The organism is Mizugakiibacter sp., assembly GCF_039680435.1.
GTDB lineage: Bacteria > Pseudomonadota > Gammaproteobacteria > Xanthomonadales > Rhodanobacteraceae > Mizugakiibacter.
This window is the reverse complement of sequence record NZ_JBDKSX010000012.1, coordinates 1-19,077: the sequence shown is the minus strand read 5'-3', so window position 1 is coordinate 19,077 and position 19,077 is coordinate 1. Positions and strand designations below refer to the sequence as shown.

Sequence of the window (19,077 nt, the reverse complement as noted above, 5' to 3'; positions counted from 1 at the left end):
TCGCCATCTTGTCGATCTCGTCGAGCACGAACAGCGGGTTCTTCATGCCGACCTTCGACATGTTCTGGATGATGCGGCCCGGCATCGAACCGATGTAGGTGCGGCGATGGCCGCGGATCTCCGCCTCGTCGCGCACGCCGCCCAGCGACATGCGCACGAACTTGCGATTGGTCGCCTTGGCGATCGACTGGCCGAGCGAGGTCTTGCCGACGCCGGGCGGACCGACCAGGCACAGGATCGGGCCTTTCATCTTGTCGACGCGCTGCTGCACGGCGAGGTACTCGAGGATGCGCTCCTTGACCTTCTCCAGGCCGAAGTGGTCGGCGTCGAGCACCTCCTGCGCCAGGCGCAGGTCCTTGCGCACCTTGGTGCGCTTCTTCCACGGCACGCCGACCAGCCAGTCGAGGTAGTTGCGCACCACCGTCGCCTCGGCCGACATCGGCGACATCTGCTTCAGCTTGTTCAGCTCCTGGCGCGCCTTGGCCAGGGTTTCCTTGGGCATGCCCGAGGATTCGATCTTGCGCGCCAGTTCCTCCAGCTCGCTGGGACCTTCCTCGAGCTCGCCGAGCTCCTTCTGGATGGCCTTCATCTGCTCGTTGAGGTAGTACTCGCGCTGGCTCTTCTCCATCTGCGTCTTGATGCGGCCGCGGATGCGCTTCTCGATCTGCTGCAGGTCGATCTCGCCGTCGACCAGGCCGATCAGCATTTCCAGGCGCTCGGCGACGTCGATCGTTTCGAGCACGCGCTGCTTGTCGGCCAGGCGCACGGTCAGGTGCGCGGCGATGGTGTCGGCGAGCCGCGAGGCGTCGTCGATGCCCGACAGCGTCGACAGGATCTCCGGCGGCAGCTTGCGGCTGGTCTTGACCAGCTGCTCGAACAGCGACACCAGTGTGCGCGAGACGACTTCCAGCTCGCGCTGCTCGCGCGTGTAGGTCGACTCGATCACCCGCGCGCGTGCGGTCAGCATGCCGTCGCGTTCGACGTAGTCGGCGATGCGCACGCGGTTCTGTCCCTCGACCAGGACCTTGATGGTGCCGTCCGGCAGCTTCAGCAGCTGCAGCACGCCGGCCAGGGTGCCGATCTCGTGCAGATCCTCGACCTTGGGATCGTCGATGTCGGGGCTCTTCTGCGCCACCAGCAGGATCTGCCGCTCGCCCTCCATCGCGATCTCCAGCGCCTTCATCGACTTCTCGCGGCCGACGAACAGCGGGATGACCATGTGCGGGTAGACGACGACGTCGCGCAGCGGCAACACCGGCATCGCGGCGAGCAGCGGTTCGGGCGCGACGGGGATCGGCGAATTCTCTTGCATCACGGCTCCGGAAAAACCCAAAAAATGACGTGCGACACGAGCCTGCGCCCGTGCCCCTGCATCGTCAAGTGGAGGCGGCCGCAGCCGCGATCAAGTGCGCGAAATCAGGCCGCGCCGCTCGCGCCTTCGCCGGCGGCACGCTGCTGCTGCAGATTGCCGCGGTAGATCAGGTAGGGCTCGGCCTGGCCGTTGATCACGGCGTCGTCGACCACGACCTTGCTGACGTGCTCCAGCGATGGCAGCTCGTACATGGTGTCGAGCAGCACCTGCTCGAGGATGGTGCGCAGGCCGCGCGCGCCGGTCTTGCGCTTGAGCGCCTTGCGCGCGATCGCGTTCAGGGCCTCGGGCCGGAACTCGAGTTCGGCGCCTTCCATGTCGAACAGCTTCTTGAACTGCCTGGTGATCGCGTTCTTCGGCTCGGTGAGGATCTTGACCAGCGCCTCCTCGTCGAGCTCGTCCAGCGTCGCCACCACCGGCAGGCGGCCGACGAACTCGGGGATCAGGCCGAACTTGACCAGATCCTCCGGCTCGACTTCCGAAAGCAGCTTGCCGACGTTCTGCTTGCGCTCCTTGCTGCGGATCTCGGCGCTGAAGCCGATGCCGGTGGTTTCCGAGCGCTGCTGGATGATCTTCTCCAGCCCGGCGAACGCGCCGCCGCAGAGGAACAGGATGTTGCGCGTGTCGACCTGCAGGAATTCCTGCTGCGGATGCTTGCGCCCGCCCTGCGGCGGCACCGAGGCGATGGTGCCCTCGATCAGCTTTAGCAGCGCCTGCTGCACGCCCTCGCCGGAGACGTCGCGGGTGATCGACGGGTTCTCGCTCTTGCGCGAGATCTTGTCGATCTCGTCGATGTAGACGATGCCGGTCTGCGCCTTCTCGACGTCGTAGTCGCACTTCTGCAGCAGCTTCTGGATGATGTTCTCGACGTCCTCGCCGACGTAGCCCGCCTCGGTGAGCGTGGTGGCGTCGGCGATGGTGAACGGCACGTTCAGCAGGCGCGCCAGCGTCTCCGCCAGCAGCGTCTTGCCGGAACCGGTCGGACCGATCAGCAGGATGTTCGACTTGGCCAGCTCGACGTCGTCGCTCTTCTGCCGCGACTCGAGCCGCTTGTAGTGGTTGTAGACCGCCACCGCCAGCGCCTTCTTGGCGCGGGTCTGGCCGACCACGTACTGGTCGAGGGTCTCCATGATCTCGCGCGGCTTGGGCAGGTGGCTGCGGCCGGACGCGGCCTTCTCCTCCAGCTCCTCGCGGATGATGTCGTTGCAGAGCTCGACGCACTCGTCGCAGATGAACACCGACGGGCCCGCGATCAGCTTGCGGACCTCGTGCTGGCTCTTGCCGCAGAAGGAGCAGTAGAGGATCTTGCCGCTGTCGTTGGATCGGCCTTGCCGGTCGTCGCTCATGCTCCGCCCCGAAAATCGTGGTGCGCTGCGAGGATAGCATAGCCTCCCGGGCCTGCCTGGCAAGCCCGGAAAGCCACCCAATGTGAAAACGCGCGCAGGATCAGGAAGATTTGACCGTCTCGACGGGGCGCTTCTCCAGCACCGCGTCGATCAGACCGTACGCCTGCGCATCCGGGGCGCTCATGAAGAAGTCGCGCTCGACGTCGCGGGCGATCCTCTCGATCGGCTGGCCGGTGTGCCTGGCCATCGCCTCGTTGAGGCGCTCGCGGATGTACAGGATCTCCTTCGCCTGGATGGCGATGTCGGAGGCCTGGCCCTGCGCGCCGCCGGAAGGCTGGTGGATCATCATGCGCGAGTTCGGCAGGGCGAAACGCTTGCCCTTGGCGCCGGCGGCGAGCAGGAACGCGCCCATGCTGGCCGCCTGGCCGATGCACATCGTGCTGACGTCCGGCTTGAGGAACTGCATGGTGTCGTAGATGGCCAGGCCGGCCGTCACCGAGCCGCCCGGGCTGTTGATGTACAGGCTGATGTCCTTGTCCGGGTTCTCGGACTCGAGGAACAGCAGCTGCGCCACCACCACGTTCGCCATGTAGTCGTCGATCGGGCCGACCAGGAACACCACCCGCTCCTTCAGCAGGCGCGAGTAGATGTCGTAGGCGCGCTCGCCGCGCGCAGTCTGCTCGACGACGACGGGCACCAGGTTCAGGTTCTGGATCGGCTCGACGGACCGGCTCATGCGGATCTCCAGGGGCGCGGCCGCCTCAGGCGGCCTGGTTCGGGCGCATCACCTCGTCGAAGCTCAGGCGCTTCTCGGTGGTCTTGGCGTGTTCCGCCACCCACTCCGCCACCTGATCCTCGAGGACGCGGTTCTGCAGTCCGTTCATCAATTGGGGATCCGCATTGTAGAGTTCAATGACCTTGTGCGGCTCCTCGTAGGTCGAGGCGATCGCGCCGAGCAGCTGGGAGACGCGCTTGCCGTCCACGCGCAGCTGGTGCTGACGAGCGATCTCGCCGATCAGCAGCGAGGCGATCACGCGGCGGCGCGCCAGCGGCTCGGCGCCGACCAGCGCCTCCGGCGGCAGCTGCGCGCCCTGCGGCAGGCTGGCGCGGACGATCGCCTCGGCCTCGGCCTGCACCATCACGCGCGGCACGTCCAGGTCCGGGCGCGTCGCGGCCAGCTTGCCGGCGACCTCGTTCTTCAGGCGCGCCAGCAGCGTGTTGGCCAGCTCGCGCTCCAGGTTGGCGCGCACCTCGGTGCGGAACGTCTCCAGGCTGCCGTCGGCGATGCCGAACTGCCGGATGAAAGCGGTGTCCAGCTCGGGCACCTTCGGCGCCTGCACCTTGGTGACCTTGAGGCTGACGCGCGCCAGCTTGCCGGCCAGGTCCGGGTTGCGGAATTCCGCCGGGAAGGCGACGTCGACCTCCAGTTCGGCGCCGACCGCCTGGCCGGTCAGCGCGGCGTCGAACTCCTTGAACAGGGTGCCACTGCCGAGCACCGAACCGGCGCGCTCCAGGCCCTGCTCCGGCCAGCGCCGGTCCGCGGTCTGCGCGGCATATTCGAACAGCACCAGGTCGCCCGCCTGCGCGGCGCGCTCGACCACCTCGAAGCCGCGGCGCTGCTGGCGCAGGGTCTCGATCATGGTGTCGACGTCGGCCTCGGTGACGGTCGCCACCGGGCGCTCGATCTCCAGCGCGGCAACGTCCACGCCGCCGAGCTCCGGCAGTACCTCGAAGGTCGCGGTATAGGCGATCTCGCCGGCCTCGGGGGCACCGGTGGTATCGATCGACGGCGGCGCCACCGGGCGCAGGTTCTCCTTGGCCACCGCCTCGCGGAACGTGCTGCCGATCAGCTCCGAAAGCGCCTCGCCGCGGATCTGCGCGCCGTAACGCTGCTCGATCACCTTGGCCGGGACCTTGCCGGGGCGGAAACCCTTCAGGCGGGCGCTGCGCCCCATCTGCACGATGCGCTCGCGCACCTGCGATTCCAGCTGCTCGGCGGGGAACCTGACCGTGAGCTTGCGCTCCAGCTTGCCGACGTTCTCGACTGAAACTTGCATGCCGACTCCCGAAACTGCGAAAGGCCGCCGCCGGCTTACGCCGCCGCCGTGCGGGTTGGTGCGAAAGGAGAGACTCGAACTCTCACGGGTTGCCCCACTGGAACCTAAATCCAGCGCGTCTACCAGTTCCGCCACTTTCGCAGCGTCCGAACATCACGATGCCGCCGGACACGAAACTCTGGGGAACCACGCGAGCCGAGGGAAGGATGGTGGGCCGTCTAGGACTCGAACCTAGAACCTACGGATTAAGAGTCCGCTGCTCTACCAATTGAGCTAACGGCCCACTGATTTGTGCGTTCAGTACATGGTACTGAATCTGGGGTGGGCGATGGGACTCGAACCCACGACAACCGGAATCACAATCCGGTACTCTAACCAACTGAGCTACGCCCACCATAAAGCTTGCGACCACGTTTGGCGCGCCCGACAGGACTCGAACCTGCAACCGTCGGCTTAGAAGGCCGATGCTCTATCCGGTTGAGCTACAGGCGCAGTCTCTGGCAAACACAGCCGGGTGGTCGGGGTAGAGGGATTCGAACCCCCGACTTTTGCGTCCCAAACGCAACGCTCTACCAGGCTGAGCTATACCCCGTCGCTTTCCGGACCCCTCGGCAGAGCAGTGTCCCGAAGATCCGAAATAGTACGGACGAGCCTTGCAGCAGTCAATCGGTTTCGTCGCGGCGACGGACCGGACGACCCGCCCGCCGCGACTCCGCGCATCGACCTGCGGAGCCAAACAAAACGGGGCGCCGGGCACCCCGTTCCGTCGAAAAATGGCGCGCCCGGAGAGATTCGAACTCCCGACCACCAAGTTCGTAGCCTGGTACTCTATCCAACTGAGCTACGGGCGCGCACGAAAACCTTCCGCCGGCTTGCGCCGCGCTGCAACCGCCAGCGCGCCGTTCGGCGAGACGCGAGATTATTCCGGCCCGCCGCGCGGGCGTCAAGCCCCCGCTGCGTCGCCCCGACGCCATTCCGCAACGCCGCCGCGGAACGCGTCCCGCGCAACCGCGAGCGTCGTCGCGGCCATCGGAACGAATAGCCGTCTGGACGTCTATTCGCGAACAACACCTGCTTCATGCAAAAGAGCCGCGGCGCATGCGTCGCGGCTCTTCGGATCAACTGGCGGAGAGAGAGGGATTCGAACCCTCGATAGAGCTTTTGACCCTATACTCCCTTAGCAGGGGAGCCCCTTCGGCCTCTCGGGCATCTCTCCGTGTAACGAGCGTGCACGCGGCATCCGCTGCCGCAGACCGCGAAGGATAGCGGCTGGTGCCAGGAGCGTAAAGCCTCAGTCGGACTCCGATTCGGACGTCGGGGTGTCCGGGTGCTCCTGTTCGCGTTTGATGCGCTGGTAGATCTCTTCACGGTGCACGGCCACGTCTTTGGGCGCGTTGATGCCGATGCGTACCTGGTTGCCTTTCACGCCGAGCACGGTGACCGTCACCTGGTCACCGATCATCAGGGTTTCCCCCACCCGGCGAGTCAAAATCAGCATGTCGATACTCCTAATCGCTCATGTCGTCAGGCCGCGTACCCTGCCCTCGCGACTCACCCCGGCCGCACTTGCAGGAAACGGTCCGGCGAACTGCTCGCCGCTGACGCGCCGATCTGGGCGCTTCGACGGTGGCGTGGCCTCTCCCGCGCGCCCGTCGACCGCAGCGGCGACTCCCCATGCCGCCACGGCCGGGCGATACTATCCGAGGGCCCTTGCCCGCGCAATTAATGCAACGTGATTTTCGCGTTTAGACCGCAGCGCGCGGCGTTCGTTCGAATCACGCCAGGCGTGCGGCGATCCACTCGGGCAGGGAGCGCAGCGCGGCGTCCAGCTGCGGCGTGTCGTTGCCGCCGCCCTGCGCCATGTCCGGGCGACCGCCGCCCTTGCCGCCGATCTGCCGCGCGACCTGCGCGACGACGTCGCCGGCCTTGACCCTGCCCAGCGCGGCGCCGTGCACGCCGCCGACCAGCGCGGCCTTGCCGTCGACGCCGGCAGCGAGCAGCACGATGCAGTCGCCGAGCTTCTGCTTGAGCGTGTCCACGCCTTCGCGCAGCGACTTGGCGTCGAGACCGTCGACGCGCGCGGCGACCACGCGGATGCCGCCGACTTCGCGCGCCTGACCGACGAGATCCTGCACCGCCGAGCCGGCCGCCTTCGCCTTCAGCGATTCCAGTTCGCGCTCGGCCCGCTTCTGCCGGTCGAGCAGTTGGCGCAGCTTGTCGACGACGTCACCGGCGCCGGCGGACAGCAGCCCCGCCGCCTCGCCGAGACGGCGCTCCTCGTCGACGACGAACGCCAGCGCGCCGGCGCCGGTCAGCGCCTCGATGCGGCGCACGCCGGCGGCCACGCCGCTCTCGCCGACGATCTTGAACAGGCCGATGTCGCCGGTGCGGCCGACGTGGGTGCCGCCACACAGCTCGGTGGAGAACCCGCCCATGCGCAATACACGCACCTCGTCGCCGTACTTCTCGCCGAACAGCGCCATCGCGCCGAACGCGAGCGCGTCCTTGTAGCCCATGTGGCGCACTTCCGCCTCGACGTTGCGGCGGATCTCGGCGTTGACCATGTCCTCGACGCGGCGCAGTTCGTCGGCGCCGACCGGCTGGAAGTGCGCGAAGTCGAAGCGCAGCCGGTCCGGCGCGACCAGTGAGCCCTTCTGCTGCACGTGCTCGCCGAGCACCTTGCGCAGCGCGGCGTGCAGCAGGTGGGTGGCGGAGTGGTTCAGCACGATGGCGCGGCGGCGCTCGGCGTCGACCTCGGCGCGCACGCGCGCGCCGGCGCGCAGCGGCGCGGCGCCGCGCCAGCGGCCGACGTGGCCGTGGAACGCGCCGCCGAGCTTCTGCGTGTCGGCAACCTCGAAACGGCCGCCGCCCGCGACCAGCGCGCCGGCGTCGCCGACCTGGCCGCCGGACTCGGCGTAGAACGGCGTGCGGTCGAGGATCACGACGCCCTCCTCGCCCTCGCCCAGCGCGTCGACCTTGCGGCCGTCGCGCACGATCGCCAGCACCTCGCAGGCGTCGGCTTCGAGCGATTCGTAGCCGAGGAACGCGGTGGGCGCCAGCGCGCTGGCGAGTTCCGCCGGCATCTGCCCCTTCGATTCGAACTGGCTGGCGGCGCGGGCGCGCTCGCGCTGCGCCTCCATCGCCGCCTCGAAGCCGGCCATGTCCACCGACAGGCCTCGCTCGCGGGCGATGTCGGCGGTGAGGTCCACAGGAAAGCCGTAGGTGTCGTAGAGGCGGAAGGCCAAATCGCCTGACACGACCAAGTCCGAGAAAATGAACTTGGATAATGGCGCTGGACCTTCGCGCCCTCTCTCGACTGCAAAAATCCCAATCTCTCCATCTCGCATGGGCTTGGCTCGCAAGGTTCGTTGCCCATTGCCTTCACGAAAGACAACATCCAAGTGACTTTGGCGTTCTTCGTTCGCCTCGGCCAAGGTTGTCCCTATCCCAAACGCCCCAAAGCTTGCTGTAGACAACGCACTCGCCGGAACCACCTCCTCAAGCGCAAGTCGTTCAGGCCGAGCGAGAGTGTTGAAGAGGCGCATGCCGTGCTCCAGCGTCTCGCCGAAGCGCTGCTCCTCGGCGCGCAGCGCCTGCTCGACGACATCACGCTTCTGCGCTAGCTCCGGATAGGCCCCGCCCATCTGCTCGACCAGCGGCGCGACCATCTTCCAGAAGAAGTCGCCGCGCACGCCGAGCATCCAGCCGTGGCGCAGCGCGCGACGGATGATCCGGCGCAGCACGTAGCCGCGGCCCTCGTTGGACGGAAGCACGCCGTCGACGATCAGGAAAGCGCAGGCACGGATGTGGTCGGCGATCACGCGCAGCGACTTGTTCTCGTGGTCCGCCGTTGCGGTCAAGCCGGCGGCGGCCTTGATCAAATGCTGGAACAGGTCGATCTCGTAGTTGGAGTGCACGCCCTGCAGCACCGCCGCCAGGCGCTCCAGGCCCATGCCGGTGTCGACGCACGGCGCCGGCAGCGGCGAGAGCGTGCCGTCGGCGGCGCGGTCGAACTGCATGAACACCAGGTTCCAGATCTCGATGTAGCGGTCGCCGTCCTCGTCCGGCGAGCCGGGCGGGCCGCCGGCGATGCCGGGGCCGTGGTCGTAGAAGATTTCCGTGCACGGCCCGCACGGGCCGGTGTCGGCCATCTGCCAGAAGTTGTCGGAGGCGTACGGCGCGCCCTTGTTGTCGCCGATGCGCACGATGCGCGCGGCGGGCACCCCGATCTCCTTGCGCCAGATGTCGTAGGCCTCGTCGTCGGTGTGGTAGACGGTGACCCAGAGCTTCTCGGCGGGCAGCCCGAGTTCGACGGTGAGCAGCTCCCACGCCCAGGCGATCGCCTCGCGCTTGAAGTAGTCGCCGAACGACCAGTTGCCCAGCATCTCGAAGAAGGTGTGGTGGCGCGCGGTGTAGCCCACCGCATCGAGGTCGTTGTGCTTGCCGCCGGCGCGCAGGCAGCGCTGCACGTCGGCCGCGCGCACGTAGCCCGGCTTCTCGCTGCCGAGGAACACGTTCTTGAACTGCACCATGCCCGAGTTGGTGAACAGCAGGGTCGGATCGTTGGCCGGCACCAGCGTGCTGGACGGCACGATGGCGTGCCCGCGGGCGCGGAAGAATTCGAGGAAGCGCGAACGGATCTCGGCGGTTTTCATGGAGTTGCGGCAGTTAGCTCGATTCGGTTCTACGGTGGACACGGGCGATGCGGCCACGCCATCAGCCGGAAATCCCGCCTACGCCCGGACGCCCCGTATGTGCAGGGAGACGTGCGCGTCGGAAGCGGGATCCCGCCGAGGCAGGTTCGGGTCGTGCACGCCGCACCGGCCGGAATCAATCCTCGGCCGTGCCGGCATCGTCCACGTCGGCGTGGGTGACGGCTCTTACTGTGGCGGCATCGAAGCCGCGGCGCAAGAGGAACTGGGCGCGGCGGTCGCGCTCGGCGCGGTCGCCGGCGGCGCGGCCGTAACGGCGCCGCAGCAGTTGCAGCGCCAGCGCCGCCCAGTCGGCGTCGGCCTGCGCCAGCAGCTCGCGGATCGCCGGCTCGGCGATCGCGTGGGTGCGCAGCTCGGCGCGGATGCGCAGCGGCCCGTAGCCCTGGCTGACGCGCGTGCGCACCAGCATCTCGGCGAAGCGCTCGTCGCTCTGGTACTGCGCGCGCCCCAGCCGGTCGAGGGCGGCTTCGGCCTCGGCCTCGTCGTAGCCGCTGCGGTCGAGACGCGCGCGCAGCTCGCGCCGCGACTGCTCGCGGCGCGCCAGCCAGCCCAGCGCGCGGTCGTAGGCGCTGCGCTGGGGCGCGTTGTCGGCATCGGGGGGATCGCGGCGGCGTCTCATGCGGCACCCCGGGTCCGGCGGTACGCCCGGCCCGGAGAAGGCGCGCGCGGGCACGCCGCGCGCGCCGTCGTGGATCAGGCCTCCTCGGCCTCGACCGCTTCCGCCGCGGCCGCGCGACCGCCCGTCGGCATCAGCTGCGCGCGCAACTGCGCCTCGATCTCGGCGGCGATCTCGGGATGCTCCTTGAGGTACTGGCGGGCGTTGTCCTTGCCCTGGCCGATGCGCTCGCTCTTGTAGCTGTACCAGGCGCCGGACTTCTCGACCAGCTTGTGGTCGGCGCCCATCTCGATCAGCTCGCCCTCGCGGCTGATGCCCTCGCCGTACAGGATCTCGGTGACGATCTGCTTGATCGGCGGCGCCATCTTGTTCTTGACCACCTTGATCTTGGTCTGGTTGCCGATGATCTCGTCGCCCTTCTTGACCGAGCCGATGCGGCGGATGTCCAGGCGCACCGAGGCGTAGAACTTCAGCGCGTTGCCGCCGGTGGTGGTTTCCGGGTTCTGGCCGGGCATCATCATGCCGATCTTCATGCGCAACTGGTTGATGAAGATCACCAGGCAGTTCGACTTCTTGATGTTGGCGGTGAGCTTGCGCAGCGCCTGGCTCATCAGGCGCGCCTGCAGGCCGGGCAACTGGTCGCCCATTTCGCCCTCGATTTCGGCGCGCGGCGTCAGCGCTGCCACCGAGTCGACCACGACCATGTCGACGGCGTTCGAGCGCACCAGCATGTCGGCGATCTCCAGCGCCTGTTCGCCGGTGTCCGGCTGCGAGACCAGCAGATCGTCGATGTTGACGCCGAGCTTCTCGGCATAAGTCGGATCGAGCGCGTGCTCGGCATCGACGAACGCGGCGGTGCCGCCGTTCTTCTGGCAGTTGGCGATCGCCTGCAGGGTCAGCGTGGTCTTGCCGGACGACTCCGGGCCGTAGACCTCGACCACGCGGCCGCGCGGCAGGCCGCCGATGCCGAGCGCGATGTCCAGCGCCAGCGACCCCGTCGACACCACCTCGGCAGCCTCGGCGGTACGGTCGCCCATGCGCATCACCGCCCCCTTGCCGAACTGCTTCTCGATCTGGCTCAGCGCGGAGGCGAGCGCACGACGCTTGTTGTCATCCATTGCCGATTCCTCGATGGGGCGTAAGCTTGCGGTGACTGTCTCCGGCGCCGATCTCAGCGACTGCGACGCCGGTACACGACGCGATTATCCCACAGCGGCACGGGCGCCACGCGTGCGCAGCGCCGCGTCAGTCCGTCAGGATTTTCCGCACGCCGGCGAGGGCCTGCGCCACCGTCTGCCGGCGCACCGCCTCGCGGTCGCCGTCGAAATGGAACAGCTCGGCGCGCGCGTAACCGCCGCGACGCTTCCAGGCGATCCATACCGTGCCGACCGGCTTGTCGTCCGTGCCGCCGCTCGGCCCGGCGATGCCGGTGACCGCCACCGCGACCGCCGCGCCGAAGCGCGCCAGCGCACCCGACACCATCTCCACCGCGGTTTCCTGGCTGACCGCGCCGGCGTGCTCCAACGTGTGCGGGTTGACCCCGAGCAGCGCCTCCTTCGCCTCGTAGCTGTACGCCACCACGCCGCATTCGAACCAGTTCGAGCTGCCCGGCAGGTCGGTCAGGGTCTTGGCGATCCAGCCGCCGGTGCACGACTCCGCCGCCACCATCGTCTGGCTGCGCAGGGTCAGCGCCTCGGCCACCACCTGCGCCAGCGCATGCAGTTCCGCGTCGCTGGGCATCTGCGGCTTGTGCATGGGAGACTCCACGTTCACGATTCGCGACTCCACGTCCCGCCCGACCCACGCCGAGCATGCAACGCGACGATCTCGCCCAGCATACGCCGATGATGCGCCAGTACCTCGCCGCCAAGGCGGAGTACCCGGACACGCTGCTGTTCTTCCGCATGGGCGACTTCTACGAGATGTTCTACGAAGACGCGCGCAAGGCCGCGCGCCTGCTGGACATCACGCTCACCCAGCGCGGCCAGTCGGCGGGCGCGCCGATCCCGATGGCCGGCGTGCCGGTGCACGCGGTGGAGAATTACCTCGGCAGGCTGGTGCGTCTGGGCGAGTCGGTGGCGATCTGCGAGCAGATCGGCGACCCGGCCGCGAGCAAGGGCATGGTCGAGCGCAAGGTCGTGCGCGTGGTCACGCCGGGCACGGTGACCGACGAGGCGCTGCTGGAGGAACGCCGCGACAACCTGCTGCTGGCGATCGCCGCCGGCAAGACCGGCTACGGCCTGGCCTGGGTGGACCTGGCCGCCGGCCGCTTCCTGCTCGCCGAAGCCGCCGATGCCGAAGCGCTGGCCGCCGAGCTGGCGCGCCTTGCGCCGGCGGAGACGCTGGTCGGCGAGGACGTCGCCTGGCCGAAGCTGGTCGCCACCCTGCCCGGCCTGCGCAAGCGCCCGCCGTGGCATTTCGACCTCGACAGCGCGCGTCGTTCGCTGTGCCGCTTCTTCGGCACGCGCGACCTGTCCGGCTTCGGCTGCGAGGGACTGCCGCTGGCGATCGGCGCGGCGGGCTGCCTGCTCGGCTACGTCGAGGAAACGCAGAAGAGCGCGCTGCCGCACCTGACCGGGCTGGCGGTGGAGAGCGCCGCCGAGACCATCGCGATGGACGCGGCGACGCGGCGCAACCTGGAACTCGACACGCACCCGGCCGGCCGCGGCGAATACACCCTGCTCGGCGTGCTCGACCGCAGCATCACGCCGATGGGCGCGCGCGCGCTGCGCCGCTGGCTGCACCGCCCGCTGCGCGCACGCGAAGTGCTGCGCCGCCGCCACCAGGCGGTCGGCGCGCTGGCGGAAAACCGCCGCCACGAACCGCTGCGCGAACGGCTGCGCGCGATCGGCGACCTCGAGCGCATCCTCGCCCGCGTCGCGCTGCGCTCGGCGCGGCCGCGCGACCTGTCGACGCTGCGCGACGGTCTCGCCGCCGCGCCAGCCATTTGTGCGATCGTCCTTGATCGCGAAGATCAGGAAGCGGCCATGCATGGCCGCACTCCCCGGATTGGGCACAGTCCCCTGTTGACCGAGTTGGTCGAGCGCATCGGCGAACACGCCGACACGATCGAGCTGTTGCGGCGCGCCGTGGTGGCGCAGCCGCCGGCGCTGCTGCGCGACGGCGGCGTGATCGCCGAGGGCCACGACGCCGAACTGGACGAGCTGCGCCGGCTGTCCACCCACGCCGACCAGTTCCTCATCGAACTGGAGGCGCGCGAGAAGGCGGCCAGCGGCATCCCGACGCTGAAGGTCGGCTACAACCGCGTGCACGGCTACTACATCGAGATCAGCAAGGGCCAGGCCGATCGGGCGCCCGCGCACTACACGCGCCGGCAGACCATCAAGGGCGCCGAGCGCTACATCACCGAAGAGCTGAAGGCGTTCGAGGACAAGGTGCTGTCGGCGAAGGAACGCGCGCTGATGCGCGAGCGCGCGCTGTACGAGGCGCTGCTGGACGCACTGACCGAGCGCCTCGCGGCGCTGAAGCAGGCCGCTGCGGCGATCGCCGAACTGGACGTGCTGGCCAACCTCGCCGAACGCGCCGAGTCGCTCGACTGGAGCTGCCCGGAGCTGAGCGAGGCGCCCGGCATCCTGATCGAGCGCGGCCGCCATCCGGTGGTGGAACAAGTGCGCGAGGAACCGTTCGAGCCGAACGACCTCGCGCTCGACGACGCGCGCCGCATGCTGGTGATCACCGGCCCCAACATGGGCGGCAAGTCCACCTACATGCGCCAGTGCGCGCTGATCGTGCTGCTGGCGCACATCGGCAGCTACGTGCCGGCGGCGCGCGCGGTGCTGGGACCGATCGACCGCATCTTCACCCGCATCGGCGCCGGCGACGACCTCTCGCGCGGGCAGTCCACCTTCATGGTGGAAATGAGCGAGACCGCCAACATCCTGCACAACGCCACGTCGCAGAGTCTGGTGCTGATGGACGAGGTCGGCCGCGGCACCTCCACCTACGACGGCCTCGCGCTGGCGCAGGCCTGCGCGGTGCACCTGGCCACGGCCAGCCGCGCGTTCACCTTGTTCGCCACCCACTACTTCGAGCTGACCGAGCTGGCGGCGCAGTACGCCGGCATCGCCAACGTGCACCTCGACGCTATCGAGTACGGCGAGCAACTGGTGTTCATGCACGCGGTCAAGGAAGGCCCGGCCAACCGCAGCTTCGGCCTGCAGGTCGCCGCGCTGGCCGGCCTGCCGAAGGCGGTGATCGCCGACGCGCGGCGCACGCTGGCGACGCTGGAACAGGGCGTGCACGCGCTGCCGCCGTCGCGCGCATCGGGCCCGGCCGCCGATCCCACGCCGCAGCTCGGCCTGTTCGCGCCGCCGCTGCCGTCGGCCGCCGAAGAGGCGCTGCGCGCGCTGGATCCGAATGAGCTTTCGCCGCGCGACGCGCTGGACGCGCTGTTCCGCCTGCGCGCCATGCTGGACGGCTGATCGCTCGAGCGCGCAGCGGTTGCCCTCGCGAAGCTGGCCAGCTCGCGCTGCCCATTGGGCAGGACATCCTCGTCCTCCCGGCCTCGACCCGATAGCCGCGGGCTATCGGGAGCATCGGAACAATCGAATTCTTTCGGCGGCCTCCGACGCATAGATTGCGGGACGTCAAGCCAGCCCACGCCGGCAAGGCACATCTTTCGTGCCTCGAAATCTGGCCCGTGCGCGGTCGTGCATCCGGGATCGCCCGACGAACGCGGAACGCCCCGCGTGCGGACTGGATCGACACTCCGGCACCCCGCCTCCAGGAGGAGATCCCATGTCAGCCGAAGCCAAGTGCCCCTTCCATCCCGCCTCGACCGGCACCACCAACCGGGACTGGTGGCCGCACCAGTTGCGGCTGGAACTGCTGAGCCAGCATTCGGAGAAATCCGATCCGCTCGGCAGCGCGTTCGACTACCGCGAGGAGTTCGCGAAACTCGACTACGCGGCGCTGAAAAAGGACCTGCTGGCGCTGATGACCGACTCGCAGGCGTGGTGGCCAGCCGATTTCGGCAGCTACGCGGGCCTGATGATCCGCATGGCCTGGCACAGCGCCGGCACCTACCGCGTCGGCGACGGCCGCGGCGGCGCCGGGCGCGGGCAGCAGCGCTTCGCCCCGCTCAATTCCTGGCCGGACAACGCGAGCCTCGACAAGGCGCGCCGGCTGCTGTGGCCGATCAAGCAGAAGTACGGCCAGAAGATCTCCTGGGCCGACCTGATCGTCCTGGCCGGCAACGTCGCGCTGGAGTCCACCGGCTTCCGCACCTTCGGCTTCGCCGCCGGCCGCGAGGACGTGTGGGAGCCGGACCTCGACGTGTCCTGGGGCAGCGAAAGCGAGTGGCTGGCGACCAGCGAAAAACCCGGCAGCCGCTACGCGCGCGGCAAGCCCGGCGAGCGCACGCTCGACAATCCGCTGGCCGCGGTGCAGATGGGCCTCATCTACGTCAACCCGGAAGGCCCGGACGGAAAACCTGACCCGGTCGCCGCCGCCCGCGACATCCGCGAGACGTTCGCGCGCATGGCGATGAACGACGAGGAGACCGTCGCGCTGATCGCCGGCGGCCACACCATCGGCAAGACCCACGGCGCCGGCACCGCCGACCACCTCGGCCCTGAGCCGGAGGCGGCGCCGCTGGAGCAGCAGGGCCTCGGCTGGGCCAGCAGCTTCCGCAGCGGCGTCGGCAAGGATGCGATCACTTCCGGCCTGGAGGTGACCTGGACGCGCACGCCGGTGCAGTGGAGCAACGACTTCTTCAAGTTCCTGTTCGACTTCGAGTGGGAGCTGGAGAAGAGTCCGGCCGGTGCCCACCAATGGGTGGCCAAGGGCGCCGACGCCGTGATCCCGGGTCCGACGCCGGACTCGCCGAAGCGCCGGCCGACCATGCTCACCACCGACCTGTCGCTGCGCTTCGACCCGGCCTACGAAAAGATCTCGCGCCGCTTCCGCGACGATCCGCAGGCCTTCGCCGAAGCCTACGCGCGCGCCTGGTTCAAGCTCACCCATCGCGACCTCGGCCCGAAGGCGCGCTACATGGGACTGGAAGTGCCGAAGGAAGACCTGCTCTGGCAGGACCCGCTGCCCAAGCCGGTGCACCGGCCGAGCGCCGCCGACATCGCCGACCTCAAGGCGCGGATCGCCGCCTCGGGCCTCGGCGTGCCGCAGCTGGTCTCGATCGCCTGGGCCTCGGCCTCGACCTTCCGCGGCGGCGACAAGCGCGGCGGCGCCAACGGCGCGCGCATTCGCCTGGCCCCGCAGAAGGATTGGGCGGTCAACGCGCTTGCCGGCAAGGCGCTGCCCAAGCTGGAGGACATACAGAAGGCGTCCGGCAAGGCCTCGCTGGCCGACGTGATCGTGCTGGCCGGCGGCGTCGGCATCGAGATGGCGGCCAAGGCCGCGGGCATCGACATCGAGGTGCCGTTCGCGCCGGGCCGCGTCGATGCCGGTACCGAGCAGACCGACGTCGAGTCCTTCGCCTACCTGGAGCCGTTCGCCGACGGCTTCCGCAATTACCTCAAGGCGGCCTCGGACGTCCCCGCCGAGCACCTGCTGGTCGACAAGGCCCAACTGCTCACCCTGACCGCGCCGGAGATGACCGCGCTGGTCGGCGGCCTGCGCGTGCTGGGCGCCAACTTCGACGGTTCGAAGCATGGCGTGTTCACCGACCGCCCCGGCGTGCTCGGCAACGACTTCTTCGTCAACCTGCTGGACATGGGGATCGAATGGAAGCCGGCCGGCGACCTCTACGAGGGCCGCGAGCGCAACACGGGCAAGCTCAAGTACACCGGCACCCGCGTCGACCTGGTGTTCGGCGCCAACGCGGTGCTGCGCGCGCTGGCCGAGGTGTACGCCAGCGCCGACGGCAAGGAGAAGTTCGTGCGCGACTTCGTGGCGGCGTGGGTCAAGGTGATGAACCTCGACCGCTTCGACCTGCGCTGACGCGCGGCGAAACCGCGCGCGCCACGGGCGGGCCCGTCACGCGGCCCGCCCGTGCGCCATCCCCGCGCCGCGCTCAGATCGCCGTCCACAGGAACACGAACAGCGTGTCGTTGTCGCTGGCGTTGCGGCCGAAGCCGTCGTAGTTGTGGCTGGCGCCGTTGAACTTGTCGTAGATCGTGTACTGCACGCCGATGCGCAGGTTCGCCCACGGCTCGGCCCAGGAATCGCGCTTGCCGAACGGCGTCCAGTCGAGCTGCACGATCTCGCCGCGCGAAGCGGGGTTGCCGGTCACGCTGCCGTCGTCCGGATCCGCGCTGAACAGGATCGCATCACGCGTGCCGCTGGTGTCGAACCAGCCCAGCGTGGCCCCGTAGGTGTCGGCGAAGTAGTACGAAGCATCCAGCGATGCCGCGTTGAGCGTGTGCGAGGCGCGCTCCGCGCCCGCATCCGCGAAGGTCGCATCGAGGGTCTGCTTCTCGTGCACGTAGCTGGCGTTCACCGTGAACGCATTGCCGCCCTCGAAATAACGCTGGTACGCGCCGTCGATGCCGACGTCGCGGAAGCGGTCGTCCGGCGTGCCGGCACCATCCGGCTGCAGGCGTGCGGTCAGCCCGACCAGGCCGAACATCAGCGTCTGCCCGTTCCAGTCGTGGCTCCAGGTCAGGCGCCAATAGGGCGCGGCGCCGGCCAGCCTGCCACCGTAGTCGACGTTGAACGTATCCAGCAGCGAACGCGAGAGCGTGCGGTACGCCCCGACTTCACCGTAGTAGCGGCCGTCCAGCGAAACGTAGGCGCCGGCGCCGATCACCTGCTGGCCGAGGCCGCCATAGATCAGCGGACTGGCGGACGGCCCGGGGGCCAGCTCCGGCGCCACGTAGGGGAATTTCCACGCCGGCAGCGTGTTCCAGAGGTCGGACACGGTCGGGTTGTTGTTGACCGTGATGCCGAACACGCCGCCGTGGCCGCCGCGGCTGAAGTTGCGCGCGTAACGCACGTCGACATTGTCCATGGCGACCTTGCGGTCGATGTCGGAGTAGGTCACCTGCCCCAACATGCCGATGTGCTCGCTGAGGCGCCCCGCAGCGAACAGCGAGAGCTGCTGCAGCGACCAGTTGTCGTTGCTGTTGTCGTGCGGACCGGCGGGACCAGACAGGTCCTTGCTGGTGTGCGTATAGGTTTCCACCAGCATCGCCGACAGCGGCGCGTTGAAGCCGCTCTGCGTGGACAGCGTGTATCCGCCCAGCTTGAAGGCGCGGCCGAATGCGGTGAGCTGCGGGCCGAAGCCACCGACATGGCAGGCGTTGCACGCCTGCCCGGTCTGCCGGGCGAATTCCGGCACCGCGCGTGCCATATGCGCCCACGCGAAGGGCAGGATGGCGAGTGCGAACCACTGCCACAGCGCACGCGCGGCGAACGATCCCTGACGAGCTTGAGTGTACATGGCGTACCCCCTTGCCATTGTGGATTCGAGCGCCAAGGCCCCCCCTGGCGGTACGATGCGAGCCTAGGGGGCGAGCCTCCGCCGGGTTTGATGCTCGTCAAGAGACGCGGATGTGGCGCGGCGGCTGCGGCATCGGGCCGCAGTGCATTTCTCGCGCAACCGCAAAGGATCCGGTCGGCGACAGCGCGACGACAGCTTCGCTCAGTTTCGTGCCTTCAGCCGCATCAGCTCGCGCCGCGCCTGCTTGTCGGGACGCGAGGACGGCGCGGGCACTGCGCCCGCCAGACGGCGCTGCTCGCGCGCCACCTCGCGGGCGGTGCGGCTTTCGTCGGATTCGCGATAGAGCGTCTGCGCGACGCTGGCCGGGCCGCGCTGCTCGGCGAGCTGCAGCACTTCGATCTCGAAGCGCTCTTCGCCACGGCTGACTTCCAGGCGATCGCCGACGTGCAGCGTCTTCGCCGGCTTGCAGGGCCCGCCGTTGACGCCGACCTTGCCGCCGGCGATGGCCTGTTTGGCCAGCGCGCGCGTCCTGAAGAAGCGCGCCGCCCACAGCCAGAGGTCGGCGCGCACCGCACCGACCGGTTCGGCGGCCATCGTTTCAGGCCGTGGCGCCACCCA

At 68.8% G+C, this 19,077-nt stretch carries 13 protein-coding genes and 7 tRNA genes; 2 read left to right on the top strand and 18 right to left on the bottom strand.

The genetic code is table 11. The features are described from left to right. From ABFC67_RS01120 to ABFC67_RS01045, 16 genes are all read right to left on the bottom strand, one after another. The coding region (locus ABFC67_RS01120; RefSeq protein WP_346736191.1) for an LON peptidase substrate-binding domain-containing protein at nt 1-1,312 on the bottom strand (1,312 nt) is incomplete at its 3' end. 104 nt (nt 1,313-1,416) lie between these two features. Beyond that, the gene (clpX, locus tag ABFC67_RS01115) at nt 1,417-2,715 is read right to left on the bottom strand and encodes an ATP-dependent Clp protease ATP-binding subunit ClpX (RefSeq protein ID WP_346736190.1); all 1,299 of its coding nucleotides are present in this window, start codon (nt 2,713-2,715) and stop codon (nt 1,417-1,419) included. Between the two features lie 100 nt (nt 2,716-2,815). Further along, a complete protein-coding gene (gene clpP / locus ABFC67_RS01110) occupies nt 2,816-3,451 on the bottom strand; it encodes an ATP-dependent Clp endopeptidase proteolytic subunit ClpP (protein ID WP_346736189.1) in 636 nt (211 codons plus the stop codon). 25 nt (nt 3,452-3,476) lie between these two features. Further along, on the bottom strand, nt 3,477-4,772 hold the full coding sequence (gene tig / locus ABFC67_RS01105) for a trigger factor (protein WP_346736188.1): 1,296 nt from the start codon (nt 4,770-4,772) through the stop codon (nt 3,477-3,479). A gap of 56 nt (nt 4,773-4,828) precedes the next feature. Next, nucleotides 4,829-4,913 (bottom strand) — tRNA-Leu (locus tag ABFC67_RS01100). Nucleotides 4,914-4,979: 66 nt separating this feature from the next. After that, a tRNA-Lys gene (locus tag ABFC67_RS01095) sits at nt 4,980-5,055 on the bottom strand. A gap of 34 nt (nt 5,056-5,089) precedes the next feature. Continuing rightward, nucleotides 5,090-5,166, bottom strand: a tRNA-His gene (locus ABFC67_RS01090). Between the two features lie 21 nt (nt 5,167-5,187). Beyond that, nucleotides 5,188-5,264: transfer RNA gene (locus tag ABFC67_RS01085), tRNA-Arg, on the bottom strand. A 23-nt stretch (nt 5,265-5,287) separates the two neighbouring features. Continuing rightward, nucleotides 5,288-5,364, bottom strand: a tRNA-Pro gene (locus tag ABFC67_RS01080). Nucleotides 5,365-5,546: 182 nt separating this feature from the next. Further along, nucleotides 5,547-5,623, bottom strand: a tRNA-Arg gene (locus ABFC67_RS01075). A gap of 272 nt (nt 5,624-5,895) precedes the next feature. Next, a tRNA-Ser gene (locus tag ABFC67_RS01070) sits at nt 5,896-5,988 on the bottom strand. Between the two features lie 75 nt (nt 5,989-6,063). Continuing rightward, the gene (gene csrA, locus ABFC67_RS01065; RefSeq protein WP_346736187.1) at nt 6,064-6,270 is read right to left on the bottom strand and encodes a carbon storage regulator CsrA; all 207 of its coding nucleotides are present in this window, start codon (nt 6,268-6,270) and stop codon (nt 6,064-6,066) included. 277 nt (nt 6,271-6,547) lie between these two features. Then, the gene (gene alaS, locus ABFC67_RS01060; protein ID WP_346736186.1) at nt 6,548-9,427 is read right to left on the bottom strand and encodes an alanine--tRNA ligase; all 2,880 of its coding nucleotides are present in this window, start codon (nt 9,425-9,427) and stop codon (nt 6,548-6,550) included. A 175-nt stretch (nt 9,428-9,602) separates the two neighbouring features. Then, complete coding sequence (locus tag ABFC67_RS01055; RefSeq protein ID WP_346736185.1) at nt 9,603-10,103, bottom strand: regulatory protein RecX; 501 nt, start codon at nt 10,101-10,103, stop codon at nt 9,603-9,605. Between the two features lie 74 nt (nt 10,104-10,177). Further along, nucleotides 10,178-11,218, bottom strand: coding sequence for a recombinase RecA (gene recA / locus ABFC67_RS01050; RefSeq protein WP_346736184.1), 1,041 nt, complete (start codon nt 11,216-11,218; stop codon nt 10,178-10,180). A gap of 127 nt (nt 11,219-11,345) precedes the next feature. After that, nucleotides 11,346-11,855: a CinA family protein gene (locus tag ABFC67_RS01045; protein WP_346736183.1), complete on the bottom strand. Its 510-nt coding sequence runs from the start codon at nt 11,853-11,855 to the stop codon at nt 11,346-11,348. A 56-nt stretch (nt 11,856-11,911) separates the two neighbouring features. Between ABFC67_RS01045 and mutS the strand changes: the two genes are divergently transcribed. Both mutS and katG read left to right on the top strand, forming a co-directional pair. Then, complete coding sequence (gene mutS / locus ABFC67_RS01040) at nt 11,912-14,542, top strand: DNA mismatch repair protein MutS (protein ID WP_346736182.1); 2,631 nt, start codon at nt 11,912-11,914, stop codon at nt 14,540-14,542. Nucleotides 14,543-14,858: 316 nt separating this feature from the next. Next, nucleotides 14,859-17,018: a catalase/peroxidase HPI gene (gene katG, locus ABFC67_RS01035; protein ID WP_346736181.1), complete on the top strand. Its 2,160-nt coding sequence runs from the start codon at nt 14,859-14,861 to the stop codon at nt 17,016-17,018. A gap of 73 nt (nt 17,019-17,091) precedes the next feature. Here katG and ABFC67_RS01030 read toward each other — a convergent pair whose 3' ends face one another. Together ABFC67_RS01030 and ABFC67_RS01025 are read right to left on the bottom strand one after the other, a co-directional pair. Then, nucleotides 17,092-18,459, bottom strand: coding sequence for a cytochrome C (locus tag ABFC67_RS01030; RefSeq protein ID WP_346736180.1), 1,368 nt, complete (start codon nt 18,457-18,459; stop codon nt 17,092-17,094). 201 nt (nt 18,460-18,660) lie between these two features. Beyond that, nucleotides 18,661-19,074 (bottom strand): RNA-binding S4 domain-containing protein, encoded by a 414-nt coding sequence (locus ABFC67_RS01025; RefSeq protein WP_346736192.1) that lies wholly within the window; start codon nt 19,072-19,074, stop codon nt 18,661-18,663. Nucleotides 19,075-19,077: the final 3 nt, after the last annotated feature.